Here is a 19,004-nt window from a genome sequence, read left to right as displayed (position 1 = left end):
GCGAAGCCTCGCCCGGCAGTCACCACGGACCTTTTGCAATGGTGAACAATATGACCGATTTAACTGCGCATGATGCCGCACCAGCTTGGCAAACCCGCGATCACCTTGATGACCCGGTGATCGGCGAACTGCGCAACCGTTTTGGGCCGGATGCCTTTACCGTTCAGCCAACCCGCACCGGCGTTCCGGTGGTTTGGGTGAAGCGCGAACAGCTGCTTGAGGTGGGTGATTTCCTGAAGAGATTACCAAAGCCTTACGTAATGCTGTTTGACCTGCACGGCATGGACGAACGTCTGCGCACGCACCGCGACGGTTTACCCGCAGCGGATTTTTCCGTTTTCTATCACCTGATTTCAGTCGATCGTAATCGCGACATCATGCTCAAGGTTGCGCTGTCGGAAAACGATCTGCACCTGCCGACCTTTACCAAACTGTACCCCAATGCCAACTGGTATGAGCGTGAAACCTGGGAGATGTTCGGCGTCACCTTCGATGGTCACCCGAATCTGCGTCGCATCATGATGCCGCCGACCTGGGAAGGCCACCCGCTGCGTAAAGACTATCCGGCCCGCGCCACTGAATTCGATCCGTTTGAGCTGACCAAAGCTAAGCAGGATCTGGAAATGGAAGCGTTGACCTTCAAACCGGAAGAGTGGGGCATGAAGCGCGGCACCGAAAACGAGGACTTCATGTTCCTCAACCTCGGCCCGAACCACCCGTCTGCCCACGGTGCATTCCGTATTATTCTGCAGTTGGATGGCGAAGAGATTGTCGACTGCGTGCCGGATATCGGTTACCACCATCGTGGTGCCGAGAAAATGGGCGAACGCCAGTCCTGGCACAGCTACATCCCGTACACCGACCGTATCGAATACCTCGGCGGCTGCGTTAACGAGATGCCGTACGTGCTGGCAGTGGAAAAACTAGCTGGTATCACCGTTCCGGACCGCGTCAACGTGATTCGCGTGATGCTCTCCGAGCTGTTCCGCATTAACAGCCACCTGCTCTATATCTCAACCTTTATCCAGGACGTCGGCGCGATGACTCCGGTGTTCTTCGCTTTTACCGACCGTCAGAAAATCTACGATCTGGTGGAAGCGATTACCGGCTTCCGTATGCACCCGGCCTGGTTCCGCATCGGCGGCGTCGCCCACGACCTGCCGCGCGGTTGGGATCGTCTGCTGCGTGAATTCCTTGAGTGGATGCCAAAGCGTCTGGACTCCTACGAGAAAGCCGCGCTGCGCAACACCATCCTGATTGGCCGCTCAAAAGGGGTGGCTGCTTATGGCGCGAAAGAGGCGCTGGAGTGGGGCACCACCGGGGCTGGCCTGCGTGCCACCGGTATTGGTTTCGACGTTCGTAAATGGCGTCCCTATTCTGGCTATGAAAACTTCGACTTTGAAATCCCGACCGGCGGCGGTGTTTCCGACTGCTACACCCGCGTGATGCTAAAAGTGGAAGAGCTGCGCCAGAGCCTGCGCATTCTTCAGCAGTGCCTCGATAACATGCCGGAAGGCCCGTTCAAAGCGGATCACCCGCTGACCACGCCGCCGCCGAAAGAGCGCACGCTGCAGCATATCGAAACCCTGATTACGCACTTCCTGCAGGTTTCCTGGGGCCCGGTCATGCCGGCCAATGAATCCTTCCAGATGGTTGAAGCGACGAAGGGTATTAACAGTTACTACCTGACCAGCGACGGCAGCACCATGAGCTACCGCACCCGTATCCGTACGCCGAGCTATGCGCACCTGCAGCAGATCCCGGCGGCGATTCGCGGCAGCCTGGTATCAGACCTGATCGTCTATCTGGGTAGTATCGATTTTGTTATGTCAGACGTGGACCGCTAATTATGCACGAGAATCAACAACCACAAACCGAGGCTTTTGAGCTGAGTGCGGCAGAGCGTGAGGCGATTGAGCACGAAAAGCACCACTACGAAGACCCGCGTGCGGCGTCCATTGAAGCGCTGAAGATCGTTCAGAAGCAGCGCGGCTGGGTGCCGGACGGCGCAATCTACGCTATCGCCGATGTGCTGGGGATCCCGGCCAGCGACGTAGAAGGCGTGGCAACGTTCTACAGTCAGATTTTCCGCCAGCCAGTAGGCCGTCACGTGATTCGCTACTGCGACAGCGTGGTGTGCCATATCACTGGTTTCCAGGGCATTCAGTCGGCTATCGAGAAGAAGCTGGACATCAAACCGGGTCAAACCACTTTTGATGGCCGTTTCACTCTGCTGCCGACCTGTTGCCTGGGCAACTGCGACAAGGGGCCGACGATGATGATTGATGAGGATACTCACAGTTATCTGACGCCGGAAGCGATTCCTGACCTCCTGGAGCGGTATAAATGAAAACCATTATTCGTACTGCCGAAACCCATCCGTTAACCTGGCGTCTGCGTGACGACAAACAGCCTGTTTGGCTGGATGAATACCAGAGTAAAAACGGTTATGCCGGGGCGCGTAAAGCGCTCTGTGGGATGGCACCGGATGAAATCGTTAATCAGGTAAAAGACGCTGGCCTGAAAGGGCGCGGCGGCGCAGGCTTTTCCACGGGTCTGAAGTGGAGCCTGATGCCGAAAGACGAATCCATGAACATCCGTTACCTGCTGTGTAATGCCGATGAAATGGAGCCGGGCACCTATAAAGACCGCCTGTTGATGGAACAGCTGCCGCACCTGTTGGTAGAAGGCATGCTGATCTCCGCGTTTGCGTTGAAAGCGTATCGCGGCTACATCTTCCTGCGCGGCGAATATATTGAAGCGGCTCAGCATCTGCGCCGGGCGATTGCCGAAGCGAACGAAGCAGGTCTGCTGGGAAAAAACATTCTTGGTAGCGGTTTTGACTTCGAACTGATTGTTCACACCGGGGCAGGGCGCTACATCTGCGGCGAAGAAACCGCGTTGATTAACTCTCTCGAAGGCCGCCGCGCGAACCCACGCTCCAAGCCGCCGTTCCCGGCGAGCTCCGGCGTGTGGGGTAAACCGACCTGCGTTAACAACGTCGAAACCCTGTGCAACGTCCCGGCGATTCTGGCCAACGGCGTCGAGTGGTATCAGAACATCTCCACCAGTAAAGATGCGGGAACCAAGCTGATGGGCTTCTCCGGTCGGGTGAAAAATCCGGGCGTCTGGGAGCTGCCGTTCGGCACCACTGCGCGCGAGATCCTTGAAGATTACGCGGGCGGTATGCGCGATGGCCTGAAGTTCAAAGCCTGGCAGCCGGGCGGCGCGGGAACTGATTTCCTGACAGAAGCGCATCTTGACCTGCCGATGGAGTTCGAAAGCATTGGTAAAGCGGGGAGTCGTCTCGGCACTTCGCTGGCGATGGCCGTTGACCATGAAATCAACATGGTCTCGCTGGTGCGCAACCTGGAAGAGTTTTTCGCCCGTGAGTCCTGCGGCTGGTGTACACCTTGCCGCGACGGCCTGCCGTGGAGCGTGAAAATTCTGCGCGCCCTTGAGCGCGGCGAAGGCCAGCCGGGGGATATCGAGACACTTGAGCAACTGTGTCGATTCCTCGGGCCGGGTAAAACCTTCTGCGCCCACGCGCCAGGTGCGGTTGAACCGCTGCAGAGCGCGATTAAATATTTCCGCGAAGAATTCGAAGCTGGCATTAAGCAGCAGTTCAGCAATACCCATGCAATCAATGGGATTCAGCCGAACTTGCTAAAAGCGCGCTGGTAAACGTTTTACGCTAAAGCATTCAAGATGCGTCAAGGCGGCAACCGAGAGAACCCCTGAGCTTACTAAAGTAAGTGACTGGGGTGAACGAGGGAAGCCAACGCCGAGGCAGCTTGAAGGATAAAGCGGAAAAGAAATTCGATTAACGCTTGGTCACTGACTGAGCCAACTGGAAGCATGCTGACTATGGCTACGATTCATGTAGACGGCAAAGAATACGAGGTCGATGGAGCGGACAACCTACTAGAGGCTTGTCTCTCTCTGGGTCTTGATATTCCCTATTTTTGCTGGCATCCGGCGCTGGGAAGCGTTGGTGCTTGCCGCCAGTGTGCGGTGAAGCAATATCAAAACGCGGAAGACACGAGTGGCCGCCTGGTGATGTCCTGTATGACACCGGCATCCGACGGCACTTTTATTTCTATCGACGACGCAGAAGCGAAGCAGTTCCGCGAGAGCGTAGTTGAGTGGCTGATGACCAACCACCCGCACGACTGTCCGGTCTGCGAAGAGGGGGGGAACTGTCACTTGCAGGATATGACCGTAATGACCGGTCATAGCTTCCGTCGCTATCGTTTCACCAAGCGTACCCACCGTAATCAGGATCTGGGGCCGTTCATCTCGCATGAAATGAACCGCTGCATCGCCTGCTACCGCTGCGTTCGCTACTACAAAGATTATGCAGACGGCACCGATCTTGGCGTTTATGGCGCTCACGACAACGTCTACTTCGGTCGTCCGGAAGATGGCGTGCTCGAGAGTGAATTCTCCGGCAACCTGGTGGAAGTCTGCCCGACCGGCGTGTTTACCGATAAAACGCACTCCGAGCGCTATAACCGTAAATGGGACATGCAGTTTGCGCCAAGCATCTGCCAGCAGTGTTCCATTGGCTGCAATATCAGCCCCGGTGAGCGCTACGGTGAACTACGCCGTATCGAAAACCGTTACAACGGTACCGTTAACCGTTACTTCCTCTGCGACCGCGGTCGTTTCGGCTATGGCTATGTGAACCTGAAAGACCGTCCGCGTCAGCCGGTTCAGCGCCGTGGCGACGACTTCATCACCCTCAACGCCGAACAGGCGATGCAGGGCGCGGCGGATATTCTGCGCCAGTCGAAGAAAGTCATTGGTATCGGCTCCCCGCGCGCCAGCATCGAAAGCAACTTCGCGCTGCGCGATCTGGTCGGCGCCGATAACTTCTATACCGGCATTGCTAAAGGTGAACAAGAACGCCTGCAGATGATGCTGAAAGTGCTGCGCGATGGCGGTATTCATACCCCGGCGCTGCGCGAAATTGAATCCTACGATGCGGTGCTGATCCTCGGTGAGGACATCACCCAGACCGGCGCGCGTATTGCGCTGGCGGTGCGTCAGGCGGTGAAAGGCAAAGCACGTGAAATGGCGGCGGCGCAGAAAGTCGCCGACTGGCAGATCGCCGCGATCCTTAACATTGGCCAGCGCGCGAAGCATCCGCTGTTCGTCACTAATATTGATGACACTCGTCTTGATGATATCGCCGCCTGGACCTACCGCGCACCGGTAGAAGATCAGGCGCGCCTCGGCTTTGCTATTGCCCATGCGCTGGATGACAGCGCCCCGGCGGTGGAAGGGCTGAGCAGTGATCTGAAAGGTAAAGTCGATGTGATCGTTCAGGCATTGGCCGGAGCGAAAAAACCATTGATTGTCTCCGGAACCAACGCCGGGAGCATTGAGGTTATTCAGGCGGCGGCAAACGTCGCGAAAGCCTTGAAAGGACGCGGTGCTGACGTTGGCGTGACCATGGTTGCGCGCGCGGTGAACAGCGTTGGCCTCGGGATGATCGGCGGCGGCTCGCTTGAAGAGGCGCTGAGCGAACTGGAAAGCGGTGCTGCCGACGCGGTTATTGTGCTGGAAAACGACCTGCACCGTCATGCTTCCGCCGCCCGCGTTGATGCAGCGCTGGCGAAAGCGCCGCTGGTAATGGTGGTTGACCATCAGCGTACGGCGATTATGGATAAAGCGCATCTGGTGCTCTCTGCGGCAAGCTTTGCGGAAAGCGATGGCACGGTGGTGAATAACGAAGGTCGCGCCCAGCGCTTCTTCCAGGTTTACGATCCGGCCTACTACGATGCGAAAACCGTGATGCTGGAAAGCTGGCGTTGGCTGCACTCGTTGCACAGCACCGTCAACAACCGTCAGGTCGACTGGACGCAGCTGGATCACGTTATTGACGCCGCGATTGCCGCACTGCCGCAGTTAGCTGGTATCAAAGACGCCGCACCGGATGCGACCTTCCGTATTCGCGGCCAGAAGCTGGCCCGTGAACCGCATCGCTACAGCGGCCGTACGGCGATGCGCGCTAACATTAGCGTGCATGAACCGCGTCAGCCGCAGGATAAAGACACCATGTTCGCCTTCTCCATGGAAGGGAACAACCAGCCATCCGCTCCGCGTTCGCAGATTCCGTTCGCCTGGGCGCCGGGCTGGAACTCCCCGCAGGCGTGGAACAAGTTCCAGGATGAAGTGGGCGGGAAACTGCGCCATGGCGATCCAGGCGTGCGTCTGATTGAAGCCTCCGCCAGCGGTCTGGAGTACTTTACCGTGGTACCGGCAAGCTTCGAAGCTGAAGAAGGGAAATGGCGTATCGCGCCTTACTACCATCTGTTCGGCAGCGACGAAATGTCTCAGCGTTCTCCTGTGTTCCAGAGCCGTATGCCGCAGCCGTACATCAAGCTTAACCCGGCAGATGCCGCGAAGCTGGGCGTAAATAACGGCGCGATGGTCTCCTTCAGCGTTGAAGGTCAGACCCTTAGTCTGCCGCTGGTGATTTCGGCGGGGCTGACGGCAGGGCAGGTTGGCTTACCGATGGGCATGCCGGGCATCGCACCGGTACTGACCGGCGCGCGTATTGATACTTTGCAGGAGGCGAAAGCATGAGTTGGTTAACTCCCGATCTCATCGACATTCTGTTAGGCATCCTCAAGGCGGTGGTGATTCTGCTGGTGGTGGTGACCTGCGGTGCGTTCATGAGCTTTGGCGAACGCCGTCTGCTCGGCTTGTTCCAGAACCGCTATGGACCTAACCGCGTGGGCTGGGGCGGCTCGCTACAGCTCGTTGCCGACATGATCAAAATGTTCTTTAAAGAGGACTGGGTACCGAAATTCTCGGACCGCATGATCTTTACCCTGGCACCGGTTATCGCCTTCACCTCGCTGCTGCTGGCCTTCGCCATTGTGCCAGTCAGCCCAAGCTGGGTGGTTGCCGATCTTAATATCGGGATCCTGTTCTTCCTGATGATGGCAGGCCTCGCGGTGTACGCGGTGCTGTTCGCCGGTTGGTCGAGCAACAACAAATACTCGCTGCTGGGTGCAATGCGTGCTTCTGCGCAAACCCTGAGCTACGAAGTGTTCCTCGGGCTTTCCCTGATGGGCGTGGTGGCGCAGGCCGGTTCATTCAATATGACCGACATCGTCAATAACCAGGAACATCTGTGGAACGTTATTCCGCAGTTCTTTGGCTTTGTGACCTTTGCGATTGCGGGCGTGGCGGTGTGTCACCGTCACCCGTTTGACCAACCGGAAGCGGAACAGGAACTGGCAGATGGTTACCACATTGAATATTCCGGCATGAAGTTCGGTCTGTTCTTCGTCGGCGAATATATCGGGATTGTTACCGTATCAGCGCTGATCGTGACGCTGTTCTTCGGTGGCTGGCAAGGTCCGTTCTTACCACCATTCATCTGGTTTGCGCTGAAAACCGCGTTCTTCATGATGATGTTCATTTTGATTCGTGCGTCCTTACCGCGTCCGCGTTATGACCAGGTAATGTCCTTCGGCTGGAAAGTGTGCCTGCCGCTGACGCTCGTCAACTTGTTGGTAACGGCGGCTGTCATTCTCTGGCAGCAGCCATAAGGGGCTTTAGACCATGACCTTAAAAGAATTATTGGTAGGGTTTGGCACCCAGGTCCGCAGTATCTGCATGATCGGGATGCACGCCTTTGCCAAACGTGAAACTCAGATGTACCCGGAAGAGCCGGTATATCTGCCGCCGCGCTACCGTGGTCGTATCGTGCTGACCCGCGATCCGGACGGTGAGGAGCGCTGCGTTGCCTGTAACCTGTGTGCGGTAGCGTGTCCGGTGGGCTGTATCTCTCTGCAAAAAGCGGAGACCAAAGACGGTCGCTGGTACCCGGAGTTTTTCCGCATCAACTTCTCACGCTGCATTTTCTGTGGCCTGTGCGAAGAAGCGTGCCCGACCACGGCGATTCAGTTGACCCCGGACTTTGAACTGGGCGAATACAAACGTCAGGACCTGGTGTACGAAAAAGAGGATCTGCTGATTTCCGGTCCGGGCAAATACCCGGAATATAACTTCTACCGGATGGCGGGTATGGCAATCGACGGCAAAGATAAGGGCGAAGCAGAGAACGAAGCCAAGCCTATCGACGTCAAGAGCCTGTTACCGTAAGGAGAGGGCAATGGAATTCGCTTTTTATATCTGTGGCCTGATAGCCATCCTCGCCACCCTGCGGGTGATCACCCACACCAATCCGGTGCATGCGCTGCTGTACCTGATTATTTCGCTGTTGGCGATTGCCGGGGTGTTCTTCTCGCTGGGCGCTTACTTCGCCGGTGCGCTGGAAATTATCGTTTACGCCGGGGCCATTATGGTGCTGTTCGTCTTCGTGGTGATGATGCTCAACCTGGGCGGCAGCGAAATCGAGCAGGAACGTCAATGGCTGAAGCCAGGGATCTGGATTGGCCCGGCCATCCTTTCCGCGGTGCTACTGGTGGTTATCGTTTACGCCATGCTCGGTATTAACGACCAGGGCATCGATGGCACGGCGATTAACGCTAAAGAAGTGGGTATTGCGCTGTTTGGTCCGTACGTACTGGCGGTGGAACTGGCTTCCATGCTGCTGCTGGCGGGCCTGGTTGTTGCCTTCCATATCGGTCGCGAAGAGCGAGCCGGTGAAGTGCTGAGCAACCGTCAGAACGACAGCGACAAAAGAAAAACGGAGGAACACGCATGATCCCCTTAACACATGGACTGATCCTCGCCGCCGTCCTGTTTGTCCTTGGCCTGACGGGGCTGATTATCCGTCGTAATCTGCTGTTTATGCTGATTAGCCTGGAGATCATGATCAACGCCTCCGCGCTGGCTTTCGTGGTTGCCGGGAGCTATTGGGGCCAGGCTGATGGTCAGATAATGTATATCCTCGCCATTACCCTCGCCGCCGCAGAAGCGAGTATCGGCCTGGCGCTGCTGCTGCAGCTCCATCGTCGTCGCCAGAACCTGAACATCGATTCAGTAAGTGAGTTGCGCGGATGAACATGCTTGCCTTAACCATTCTTTTGCCATTGATTGGCTTTGTTCTGCTGGCCTTCTCTCGCGGGCGCTGGTCGGAGAATCTGTCCGCCACCATCGGGATGGGCTCGGTTGGCCTGGCTGCGCTGGTGACGGCGTTTGTTGGCGTCGACTTCTTTGCTAACGGCAGGCAGGCGGTCAGCGTCCCGCTGTGGACCTGGATGTCGGTGGGCGACTTCAATATCGGTTTCAACCTGGTACTGGACGGCCTGTCGCTGACCATGCTTTCGGTGGTCACTGGCGTTGGCTTCCTGATCCACATGTTCGCCTCCTGGTATATGCGCGGTGAAGAGGGCTACTCCCGTTTCTTCGCCTATACCAACCTGTTTATCGCCAGCATGGTGGTTCTGGTTCTTGCTGATAACCTGCTGCTGATGTACCTCGGCTGGGAAGGCGTGGGCCTATGCTCCTATCTGCTGATCGGTTTCTACTATACCGATCCGAAGAACGGCGCTGCGGCGATGAAAGCGTTTGTGGTAACCCGCGTCGGCGATGTGTTCCTCGCGTTTGCGCTGTTCATTCTTTACAACGAACTGGGCACCCTGAACTTCCGCGAAATGGTCGAACTGGCGCCTGCGCATTTTGAAGCCGGCAACAATATGCTGACGTGGGCAACCCTGATGCTGCTGGGCGGCGCGGTGGGTAAATCCGCGCAGCTGCCGTTGCAGACCTGGCTTGCCGACGCGATGGCGGGCCCGACGCCTGTCTCCGCGCTGATCCACGCCGCGACCATGGTGACTGCAGGTGTCTACCTGATTGCTCGCACGCATGGCCTGTTCCTGATGACCCCGGAAGTGCTGCATCTGGTGGGGATCGTTGGTGCGGTGACGCTGGTGCTGGCGGGTTTCGCCGCGCTGGTGCAGACCGACATCAAACGCGTACTCGCTTATTCCACCATGAGCCAGATTGGCTACATGTTCCTCGCGCTCGGCGTGCAGGCGTGGGATGCGGCGATTTTCCACCTGATGACGCATGCCTTCTTTAAAGCGCTGCTGTTCCTGTCGTCCGGCTCGGTGATTCTGGCCTGCCATCACGAACAGAACATCTTCAAGATGGGCGGCCTGCGTAAGTCTATTCCGCTGGTGTATGTCTGCTTCCTGGTGGGGGGCGCGGCGCTGTCCGCACTGCCGCTGATTACCGCAGGCTTCTTCAGTAAGGATGAGATTCTGGCTGGCGCAATGGCTAACGGTCATCTCAATCTGATGGTTGCCGGTCTGGTCGGGGCGTTTATGACCTCCCTGTATACCTTCCGTATGATTTTCATCGTGTTCCACGGCAAAGAGCAAATTCACGCGCATGCAGGGAAGGGGATTACCCATCATCTGCCGCTGATTGTGCTGATGGTGCTGTCCACCTTCGTTGGCGCGCTGATTGTGCCACCGCTGCATGGTGTACTGCCGTCAACCACTGAGCTTGAGCATGGTCGCGTCATGACCCTGGAGATTACCTCTGGCGTTGTGGCGATAGCAGGCATTCTGATTGCTGCATGGCTGTGGCTGGGTAAACGCCGGCTTGTGACCGCGATTGCCAACAGCGCGCCGGGCCGTCTGCTCGGTACCTGGTGGTATAACGCCTGGGGCTTTGACTGGCTATACGACAAAGTGTTCGTGAAGCCGTTCCTCGGCGTGGCGTGGCTGCTGAAAAGCGATCCGCTGAATGCGCTGATGAACATCCCGGCGATCCTTTCCCGCTTCGCAGGCAAAGGCCTGGTGGTGAGCGAGAACGGGTATCTGCGTTGGTATGTGGCTTCGATGGGCATTGGTGCTGTCGTGGTGCTGGCGCTGCTGATGGTATTGCGTTGATTTGAGCGCGCGGTTTTGCCCGGTGGCGCTTCGCTTACCGGGCCTACGAGACCGTAGGTCGGGTAAGCGAAGCGCCACCCGACACAACAAACCGCACTCAAACGTGAATGTAGTCGAATTCGTTGAAAATCGGTCCTGAACGGGACTTTAACAAGGAATAAAAATCGCCATGTTATTACCCTGGCTAATATTAATTCCCTTCATCGGCGGCTTCCTGTGCTGGCAGACTGAACGCTTTGGCGTGAAGGTGCCGCGCTGGATCGCGCTGATCACCATGGGATTGACGTTTCTGCTTGGCCTGCAGTTGTGGATGCAGGGCGGCTATTCTCTCACGCAATCTACCGGTATTCCGCAGTGGCAGTCAGAATTCGTGATGCCGTGGATCCCGCGCTTCGGCATTAGCATTCATCTGGCGATCGACGGTTTGTCGTTGCTGATGGTGGTGCTGACCGGGCTGCTCGGGGTGCTGGCGGTGCTCTGTTCATGGCGCGAAATCGAGAAGTATCAGGGCTTTTTCCATCTTAACCTGATGTGGATCCTGGGCGGCGTTATCGGCGTGTTCCTCGCCATCGACCTGTTCCTGTTCTTCTTCTTCTGGGAAATGATGCTGGTGCCGATGTATTTCCTGATAGCACTCTGGGGCCATAAGGCTTCCGACGGGAAAACGCGTATCACGGCGGCAACCAAGTTCTTCATTTATACCCAGGCGAGCGGTCTGGTGATGCTGATTGCCATTCTGGCGCTGGCGTTTGTTCACTTCAACGCCACCGGCGTATGGACCTTCAATTACGAAGAGCTGCTGAAGACACCGATGTCGCACGGTGTGGAATACATGCTGATGCTGGGCTTCTTTATCGCTTTTGCGGTGAAAATGCCGGTGGTTCCGCTGCACGGTTGGTTACCGGACGCGCACTCTCAGGCACCGACCGCGGGTTCCGTTGACCTCGCCGGGATCTTGTTGAAAACCGCGGCCTACGGTCTGCTGCGTTTTGCGCTGCCGCTGTTCCCGAACGCTTCTGCTGAATTTGCACCTATTGCCATGTGGCTGGGCGTTATCGGCATTTTCTACGGCGCGTGGATGGCTTTCAGCCAGTACGATATCAAACGCCTGATTGCTTACACTTCTGTTTCCCATATGGGCTTTGTGCTGATTGCTATCTACACCGGCAGCCAGCTGGCTTATCAGGGCGCAGTGATTCAGATGATTGCGCACGGTCTGTCCGCAGCCGGTCTGTTTATCCTTTGCGGCCAGCTGTACGAGCGTCTGCATACCCGTGATATGCGCCAGATGGGCGGTCTGTGGAGCAAAATTAAGTGGCTGCCGGCGCTGTCGATGTTCTTTGCCGTAGCAACGCTCGGTATGCCGGGCACCGGAAACTTTGTCGGTGAATTTATGATTCTGTTCGGCAGCTATAAAACCGTGCCGATAATTACCGTTATCTCCACCTTTGGTTTGGTGTTCGCTTCCGTTTATTCGCTGTCGATGCTGCATCGTGCGTACTTTGGTAAAGCAAAGAGCGAAATTGCCGCAAAAGAATTGCCGGGAATGTCCCTGCGTGAATTGTCTATCGTTCTGCTGTTGGTTGTTCTGCTGGTGCTGCTGGGCTTCTTCCCGCAGCCGATTCTGGACACCTCGCACTCTGCGATGAGTAATATTCAGCAGTGGTTTGTTAATTCTGTTTCTACTACAAGGCCGTAATTCGCCATGACAATAACTCCACAACAACTGATCGCACTGCTACCGCTGCTGATCGTCGGCTTGACGGTGGTGGTTGTGATGCTCTCCATTGCGTGGCGACGCAATCATTTCCTCAATGCCACGCTATCGGTTCTCGGCCTCAACGTCGCGCTAGTCTCACTTTGGTTCGTAGGGCAGAACGGGGCGATGGACGTGACGCCGCTGATTCGCGTTGACGGCTATTCCATGCTCTATACCGGGCTGGTGCTGCTGGCGAGTCTGGCGACCTGTACCTTTGCTTATCCGTGGCTTGAGGGTTATAAGGACAATAAGGAAGAGTTCTACCTGCTGGTGCTGATCGCCGCGTTGGGTGGTATTCTGCTGGCGGGCGCTAACCATCTGGCGGCGTTGTTCCTCGGTATTGAGCTTATCTCTCTGCCGCTGTTCGGTCTGGTTGGCTACGCCTTCCGTCAGAAACGCTCGCTGGAAGCCAGTATCAAATACACCATTCTGTCTGCCGTCGCCTCTTCTTTCCTGCTGTTCGGTATCGCGCTGGTGTATGCGAACTCTGGTAACCTGTCCTTCCTTGCCCTTGGTAAGAACCTGGCTGACAGCACGCTGCATGAACCGCTGCTGCTGGCGGGTGTGGGCTTGATGATTGTGGGTCTGGGCTTCAAGCTGTCGCTGGTGCCGTTTCACCTGTGGACGCCGGACGTCTACCAGGGCGCGCCTGCGCCGGTATCAACCTTCCTGGCGACCGCCAGCAAGATTGCTATCTTTGGCGTGGTGATGCGTCTGTTCCTGTATGTGCCAGTCGGCAACAGCGAGGCGGTACGCGTGGTGTTGGGCCTTATCGCCTTTGCGTCGATTATCTTCGGTAACCTGATGGCGCTGAGCCAGACCAATATCAAACGTCTGCTCGGCTACTCTTCTATCTCCCATCTTGGCTATCTGCTGGTGGCGCTGATTGCCCTGCAGAGCGGCGAGATGTCGATGGAAGCGGTAGGCGTCTATCTGGCCGGTTATCTCTTCAGCAGCCTCGGCGCGTTTGGCGTGGTGAGCCTGATGTCCAGCCCGTATCGCGGGCCGGATGCGGATTCGCTCTATTCATATCGCGGCCTGTTCTGGCATCGCCCGATTCTGTCGGCGGTGATGACGGTGATGATGCTGTCTCTCGCCGGTATTCCGATGACGCTGGGCTTTATCGGTAAGTTCTACGTGCTGGCGGTCGGTGTGCATGCGCACCTGTGGTGGCTGGTAGGGGCGGTGGTTGTCGGTTCGGCAATCGGTCTCTATTACTACCTGCGCGTTGCGGTAAGCCTGTATTTAAGCGCGCCAGAGAAACTCAATCGCGATGCGCCGTCTAACTGGCAGTACAGCGCCGGGGGCATCGTAGTGCTGATCTCCGCGCTGCTGGTGCTGGTGCTTGGCGTATGGCCGCAGCCGCTGATTAGCATCGTGCAGCTGGCAATGCCGTTGATGTAATCTGGCAGTTATCTGAGAAAAAGGATCGCTTCGGCGGTCCTTTTTTTATCGGTGAAAAATGTATGGGTATTTTCTTTAATATTCGTATTTGTCATGCGGTTTGTCATATTAACCTCACTTTACGTTTCCCCTCATACTCTTATTTTCCGTACTATTATTACTACGCACACTACTGTGTTTTGTAGATAGAGAAAGTGAATGAAAACAAGGCGTAAGCATTTGACTGTCGGGGAGGTTCAGCGTTTGGTTGATGCGGCCAGGCGGGGAGCAAACCCGGAGCGCGATGTCTGTTTATTGTGGATGTGTTTTAATCATGGGTGCCGGGTGAGTGAAATTCGTCACTGGAAGCTATCTGATATCGATATTCAAAGTGGGGTTATTTATATTCGGCGGTTGAAAAATGGTTTTTCGACCACGCATCCTATTTATAAGCAAGAGGTGAAGGTACTCAACGAATGGTTGCGTGTGCGTAAAAATTACCCTGGAAATAATTCGGGTTGGCTTTTCTTATCACGTAATGGTCAGCCTTTATCGCGGCAGAGAATATATCAGATGATGAAGAACCTCAGCCTGGACGCGCAGCTGGAAATCAACGCCCATCCGCATATGCTGCGCCATGCGTGCGGCTTTGCACTGGCGAATAACGGTGTGGATACGCGGTTAATCCAGGATTTTCTCGGTCATCGGAATATTCAGCATACGGTTATTTACACGGCAAGTAATGATGCGAGATTTAGGGAGGTTTGGTAAATGAAATAGTCATTTTGTATCAAACTGACTCCTATGCTATCCATGGTTATTAACAATGTCAATTTGTGTCTAACAATTTTTTTTATTATATTTTTCATGTCCTTACATTAATCATATAATGCATCCATTTGTTAATTGAAATGAATTTGCAATATGTATGATTCGTGTCTCGCTCCAGCTCTTAGTTTTTTATCATGTTTATTAGGATTTATCCTGGTAAATATAAAATCAAAAATGCCTTCCCTGGCAATTTATATTTCAATTAATTGAAGTGGTCAAATTGATACAAAATGACCACTTCAAAATATTATATCCATTTCATGGCTCAATGTTTTGCGGCGTTATTACTATCAAACGTAAATAAAAGGATGCGCACGGTATTGCGCTTTTAAGTTAATGCATTGACTGCATTGAAAAGGATTAATCATGAAAAAAACATTACTTGTTGCTGTTGTTGCTGCTTGCGCGACATTCTCTGGTGCAGCGCTGGCAGATGACGGTCAGGTGAAGTTTCTTGGCAGCATCATTGACGCTGGCTGCGACGTGGTCAACGACCTGTCTAACCCACTGGAAGTCCAGATGGGACAGATCGCTAAAACGGCGTTTACCGGTACGGGTTCTACTGCGGCTGAGCAAGGTTTCGATATTAAACTGGAAAACTGCCCGAATACTGTTACCAAAGCATCGGTACTGTTCTCCGGTACTAACGTTGACGGTGACAATGAAAAGCTGAAGTTGACCACTGAGACTGATGTCGCTACAGGCGTAGCTCTGCAGCTGGTTGATGGTAGCACTAACAGTACTCTGCCGCTGTTCACCCGTTCTACCAGCCTGACCATCCCATCTACCGGCAATATCGATCTGCCGTTCCGCGTGCGTTATATCCAGACCGACGCGACTGTTGTTGCTGGTAAAGCTAACGGTAGCGCCAACTTCACTATCAGCTACAACTGATTCTCCGTCTATTAGACCGTGCTAGCGAGCCGAAATCGGCTCGCTTTTCCAGGGAGCTGGAGATGAAAAGATACCTGAAAGTGCTGATGGCTGGATGGCTGTTGGTGGGCGCTGCGGCACATGCGGGCGTCGTCACCGGCGGTACTCGCCTGATTTATCCTGGCGGCAAAAAGGAGTCCTCTCTGAGCGTAACCAACAATGACGCTACCCCATACCTTATTCAAAGCTGGATAGAAGCGGATAACGGCACCGCCCCCTTCCTGTTGACACCGCCTTTGTTTCGCCTGGAAGGCGAGCAGCAAACCCGACTGCGGGTGATTTATAGCGGTGGATTGCCGGAAAACAAAGAAAGTATGTTCTGGATGAATATCAAAGCGATTCCATCCTCACAGGCTAAAGCTGGCACCAACACATTACAGATCGCTATTAAAACCCGTATCAAATTAATTTACCGGCCGAAATCCGTTGCGGGAATGCCGGAAACAGTGACGGAGCAGCTTCGCTGGACGCGCAGCGGCAATACGCTACAGGTCACTAATCCCACCGCGTTTTATATGAATTTCGCCGAGGTGAAAATTGGTGGTGCAGAAGTCAAAGAAGCCAACTGGGTAGCGCCTGGCGCGACGGCACGTTTCGAATTACCACGCGGCAGTGCAGGCTCTTTGCAGTGGAAACTGATTAATGATTACGGCGGTATTGGCGCGCAGCATAACGCTAATTTGTAAAGGCTGTCAGGCCAGGGAGTTCCAGAGAGAATGAAAAATAATCATAACAAATGGCGGCTTAACCGGATAGCCGGAGCTCTGGCCGTTGCCTTGATACCGTGGTGTGATGATGCACTGGCGCGGGATGTGTTTAACCCGGCATTATTGGAAATGGATGGTCCGCAGACGGGCGTCAGGGATTTATCGGCTTACGAACACGCTGGAGGGCAGCAGCCGGGGACCTATCGGGTCGATATTTACCTCAACAATATCTTTATGGAGACCCGGGATGTCGCTTTTCAACAAAGCCGGATCCCGGGGGAAACTTCACTGCAGCCCTGCCTGAAAGTTGAAGAACTCGCTGAATGGGGCGTGCGCGTTAAGCAATTCCCTGAATTAGGCCGTAAATCGGCGGACTGCGCGGATCTGGAAGTGATACCCCAGGCAAAGGCAGACTTTCGCTTTAGTCAGCAGCGTTTGTTATTAAGCTTCCCGCAGGCGGCGGTTTCCAGCGCGGCGCGGGGCTGGGTTGACCCGAAGCAGTGGGATGACGGTATTAGCGCACTTCTGCTGAACTACTCATTCAGCGGGGCAAACAACTGGTCGCGCAAGAACGACATGCCGGACAGCGATAATCAATACGTTAACCTGCGTCCCGGTATCAACATCGGACCGTGGCGTTTGCGCAACTACACGACCTGGAACCGCAGCAGCAGCAGCGGCGGGGAATCCAATAACAGCTGGGATACGGTTTATACCTATGCGCAGCGCAATATCAATGCCCTGCAAGGGGTGATGACGCTGGGTGATAGCAGCACCGACGCCGACGTTTTTGAAGGCATTCCCTTCCGCGGGGCGATGCTGGCTTCTGATGACGATATGCTGCCGGAAAGCCTGCGCGGCTATGCGCCGGTAGTGCGCGGGATTGCGCGTACCAATGCTCAGGTTATCATCCGCCAGAACGGCTATGAGATTTACCAGACCTACGTCTCTCCCGGTGCTTTCGAAATTACCGATATGTATCCCACCGGCGGTTCGGGCGATTTATCGGTCACCATCAAAGAATCCGATGGCAGCGAGCAGAATCTGATTGTTCCTTATGCTTCACTGCCTGTCCTGCAGCGCGAAGGCCGCCTCAAATATAGTGTGACTTCCGGCGTATACCGGGCCTACGACAATAGTATTGATGAAACGCCGCTCACTCAGGCGACGGCTATTTACGGCCTGCCGTGGGGGGTAACCCTTTACGGCGGCGGCCAATTTAGCAGCAAATATCAGTCGCTGGCGCTGGGGTTGGGGAAAAACCTCGGCGAGCTTGGCGCCGTATCGACCGACGTCACCCAGGCCTGGTCGAATCGCCAGGATCAAGACAAAGAGAGCGGTCAGTCGGTGCGTATCCGTTACAGTAAAGATCTCCCGGGCCTAGGGACAAACGTCAGCCTGGCGGGATATCGCTATGCGACCAGCGGTTACTGGGATATGCAGGAAGTGCTAGATACCTATCGAGACGATAATTATACCCCTTCAATCGAACGGCGGCGCAACCGGGGAGAAGTCACGCTCAGCCAGAGCCTTGGTGACGAAATGGGCTCGATGTCGCTAAGCTATATCCGCGAAGATTACTGGAATACCGGGCGTACCATGGAGTCGGTGGGCGTGGGATACAACAATAGCTGGCACGGTGTGAGCTATAGCATTAACTACAGTTACAACCGTAATACCACCGATCAGGATACCGGAAAACGCAACGATGAAGATCACCTGTTCGCGCTGAGCATCAGCGTGCCTCTGGGAGAATGGCTACCGAAACCGGTTTATGCCAACTACTCCCTGAACAGCAGCAAAAATGGTTCAACCAGCAATAATCTGGGCCTTTCCGGTACTCTTCTGGAGCGAAATAACCTGAGCTGGAGCGTACAGGAAGGATACACCAGCCAGGGAAGAGGAGAGAGCGGCAGCGTTAATGCGGACTGGCGCGCGACCTATGGTGAGCTTACCGGCGGCTACAGCCATGATAAATACAGCCATCGTCTGAACTACGCCCTGCGTGGCGGAGTCCTGGCGCATGAAAATGGCCTGACGCTGGGGCAGCCTTTTGGTGAAACCCTCGCTTTAGTCAAAGCGCCAGGCGCCTCGGGCGTTGGCGTGAATAACCAGACCGGTGTCAGGACCGACTGGCGGGGCTATGCCGTGGTGCCTTATACCTCGCCGTATCGTAAGAATATATTGACCCTTGATACCAGCACCATGCCGGACGATGTCGATCTTGAGCTAACCACTCAGACGGTGGTGCCAACCCGCGGGGCGGTGGTTCGCGCAAGTTATGACACCAGCGTCGGTAGCCGGGTGCTGATGACGGTGCGTCGGGCTAATGGTCAGCCGGTACCTTTCGGTGCCGTGGTCAGCGTACCCGGAGTCGCGACGTCAGAGCAGGCATTTATCGTTGGCGATGGCGGACAGGTCTACCTGAGCGGGCTGGAGTCTAACGGGGCACTTAATGTGAAATGGGGATCGGGTGCACAAGATCGCTGCCGGATTCAGTATGCACTGCCGTCAGGAAAAACCCTCACCGGCATTATTGTAGCCCAGGGGCTATGCCGTTAATCG

Annotated in this window: 15 protein-coding genes; all 15 read left to right on the top strand. The window is 55.3% G+C overall.

The window, feature by feature from the left end; all coding sequences use genetic code 11:
- Window positions 1-38: 38 nt before the first annotated feature.
- Window positions 39-1,847, top strand: coding sequence for an NADH-quinone oxidoreductase subunit C/D (nuoC, locus tag HV127_RS27500; protein WP_182240107.1), 1,809 nt, complete (start codon window positions 39-41; stop codon window positions 1,845-1,847).
- Window positions 1,848-1,849: 2 nt separating this feature from the next.
- Window positions 1,850-2,350 carry an NADH-quinone oxidoreductase subunit NuoE gene (gene nuoE, locus HV127_RS27495; RefSeq protein WP_004104075.1) on the top strand — a complete coding sequence of 167 codons (501 nt, stop codon included), beginning with the start codon at window positions 1,850-1,852 and terminating at the stop codon, window positions 2,348-2,350.
- Window positions 2,347-3,684 carry an NADH-quinone oxidoreductase subunit NuoF gene (gene nuoF, locus HV127_RS27490; RefSeq protein WP_182240105.1) on the top strand — a complete coding sequence of 446 codons (1,338 nt, stop codon included), beginning with the start codon at window positions 2,347-2,349 and terminating at the stop codon, window positions 3,682-3,684. The genes nuoE and nuoF overlap by 4 nt, the downstream gene beginning before the upstream one ends.
- 183 nt (window positions 3,685-3,867) lie before the next feature.
- The gene (gene nuoG / locus HV127_RS27485) at window positions 3,868-6,594 is read left to right on the top strand and encodes an NADH-quinone oxidoreductase subunit NuoG (protein WP_182240103.1); all 2,727 of its coding nucleotides are present in this window, start codon (window positions 3,868-3,870) and stop codon (window positions 6,592-6,594) included.
- Entirely contained in the window at window positions 6,591-7,568 is a 978-nt protein-coding gene (gene nuoH, locus HV127_RS27480; RefSeq protein WP_110272281.1) for an NADH-quinone oxidoreductase subunit NuoH, read from the top strand. The genes nuoG and nuoH overlap by 4 nt, the downstream gene beginning before the upstream one ends.
- A 13-nt stretch (window positions 7,569-7,581) precedes the next feature.
- Complete coding sequence (nuoI, locus tag HV127_RS27475; RefSeq protein WP_015365590.1) at window positions 7,582-8,124, top strand: NADH-quinone oxidoreductase subunit NuoI; 543 nt, start codon at window positions 7,582-7,584, stop codon at window positions 8,122-8,124.
- Between the two features lie 10 nt (window positions 8,125-8,134).
- Window positions 8,135-8,689, top strand: a complete 555-nt coding sequence (gene nuoJ, locus HV127_RS27470; protein WP_182240101.1) for an NADH-quinone oxidoreductase subunit J — start codon at window positions 8,135-8,137, stop codon at window positions 8,687-8,689.
- Window positions 8,686-8,988: an NADH-quinone oxidoreductase subunit NuoK gene (nuoK, locus tag HV127_RS27465; protein WP_110272284.1), complete on the top strand. Its 303-nt coding sequence runs from the start codon at window positions 8,686-8,688 to the stop codon at window positions 8,986-8,988. The genes nuoJ and nuoK overlap by 4 nt, the downstream gene beginning before the upstream one ends.
- Window positions 8,985-10,826, top strand: a complete 1,842-nt coding sequence (gene nuoL, locus HV127_RS27460) for an NADH-quinone oxidoreductase subunit L (RefSeq protein WP_182240098.1) — start codon at window positions 8,985-8,987, stop codon at window positions 10,824-10,826. Before nuoK ends, nuoL begins: the two co-directional genes overlap by 4 nt.
- 169 nt (window positions 10,827-10,995) lie before the next feature.
- A complete protein-coding gene (gene nuoM / locus HV127_RS27455; protein ID WP_182240096.1) occupies window positions 10,996-12,525 on the top strand; it encodes an NADH-quinone oxidoreductase subunit M in 1,530 nt (509 codons plus the stop codon).
- Between the two features lie 6 nt (window positions 12,526-12,531).
- Complete coding sequence (nuoN, locus tag HV127_RS27450; protein ID WP_112212994.1) at window positions 12,532-13,989, top strand: NADH-quinone oxidoreductase subunit NuoN; 1,458 nt, start codon at window positions 12,532-12,534, stop codon at window positions 13,987-13,989.
- Between the two features lie 198 nt (window positions 13,990-14,187).
- The gene (locus HV127_RS27445; protein ID WP_182240094.1) at window positions 14,188-14,739 is read left to right on the top strand and encodes a tyrosine-type DNA invertase; all 552 of its coding nucleotides are present in this window, start codon (window positions 14,188-14,190) and stop codon (window positions 14,737-14,739) included.
- A gap of 426 nt (window positions 14,740-15,165) precedes the next feature.
- Window positions 15,166-15,693 (top strand): fimbrial protein, encoded by a 528-nt coding sequence (locus HV127_RS27440; RefSeq protein WP_182240092.1) that lies wholly within the window; start codon window positions 15,166-15,168, stop codon window positions 15,691-15,693.
- 62 nt (window positions 15,694-15,755) lie between these two features.
- Window positions 15,756-16,418 carry a molecular chaperone gene (locus tag HV127_RS27435; protein ID WP_182240090.1) on the top strand — a complete coding sequence of 221 codons (663 nt, stop codon included), beginning with the start codon at window positions 15,756-15,758 and terminating at the stop codon, window positions 16,416-16,418.
- A 30-nt stretch (window positions 16,419-16,448) separates the two neighbouring features.
- A complete protein-coding gene (locus HV127_RS27430) occupies window positions 16,449-19,001 on the top strand; it encodes a fimbria/pilus outer membrane usher protein (RefSeq protein ID WP_182240088.1) in 2,553 nt (850 codons plus the stop codon).
- Window positions 19,002-19,004: the final 3 nt, after the last annotated feature.

This window comes from Klebsiella sp. RHBSTW-00215, from assembly GCF_014103785.1.
Lineage (GTDB): Bacteria > Pseudomonadota > Gammaproteobacteria > Enterobacterales > Enterobacteriaceae > Klebsiella.
Note: the sequence above shows the minus strand (reverse complement) of the source record. Positions and strands in the feature narration are given on the sequence as shown.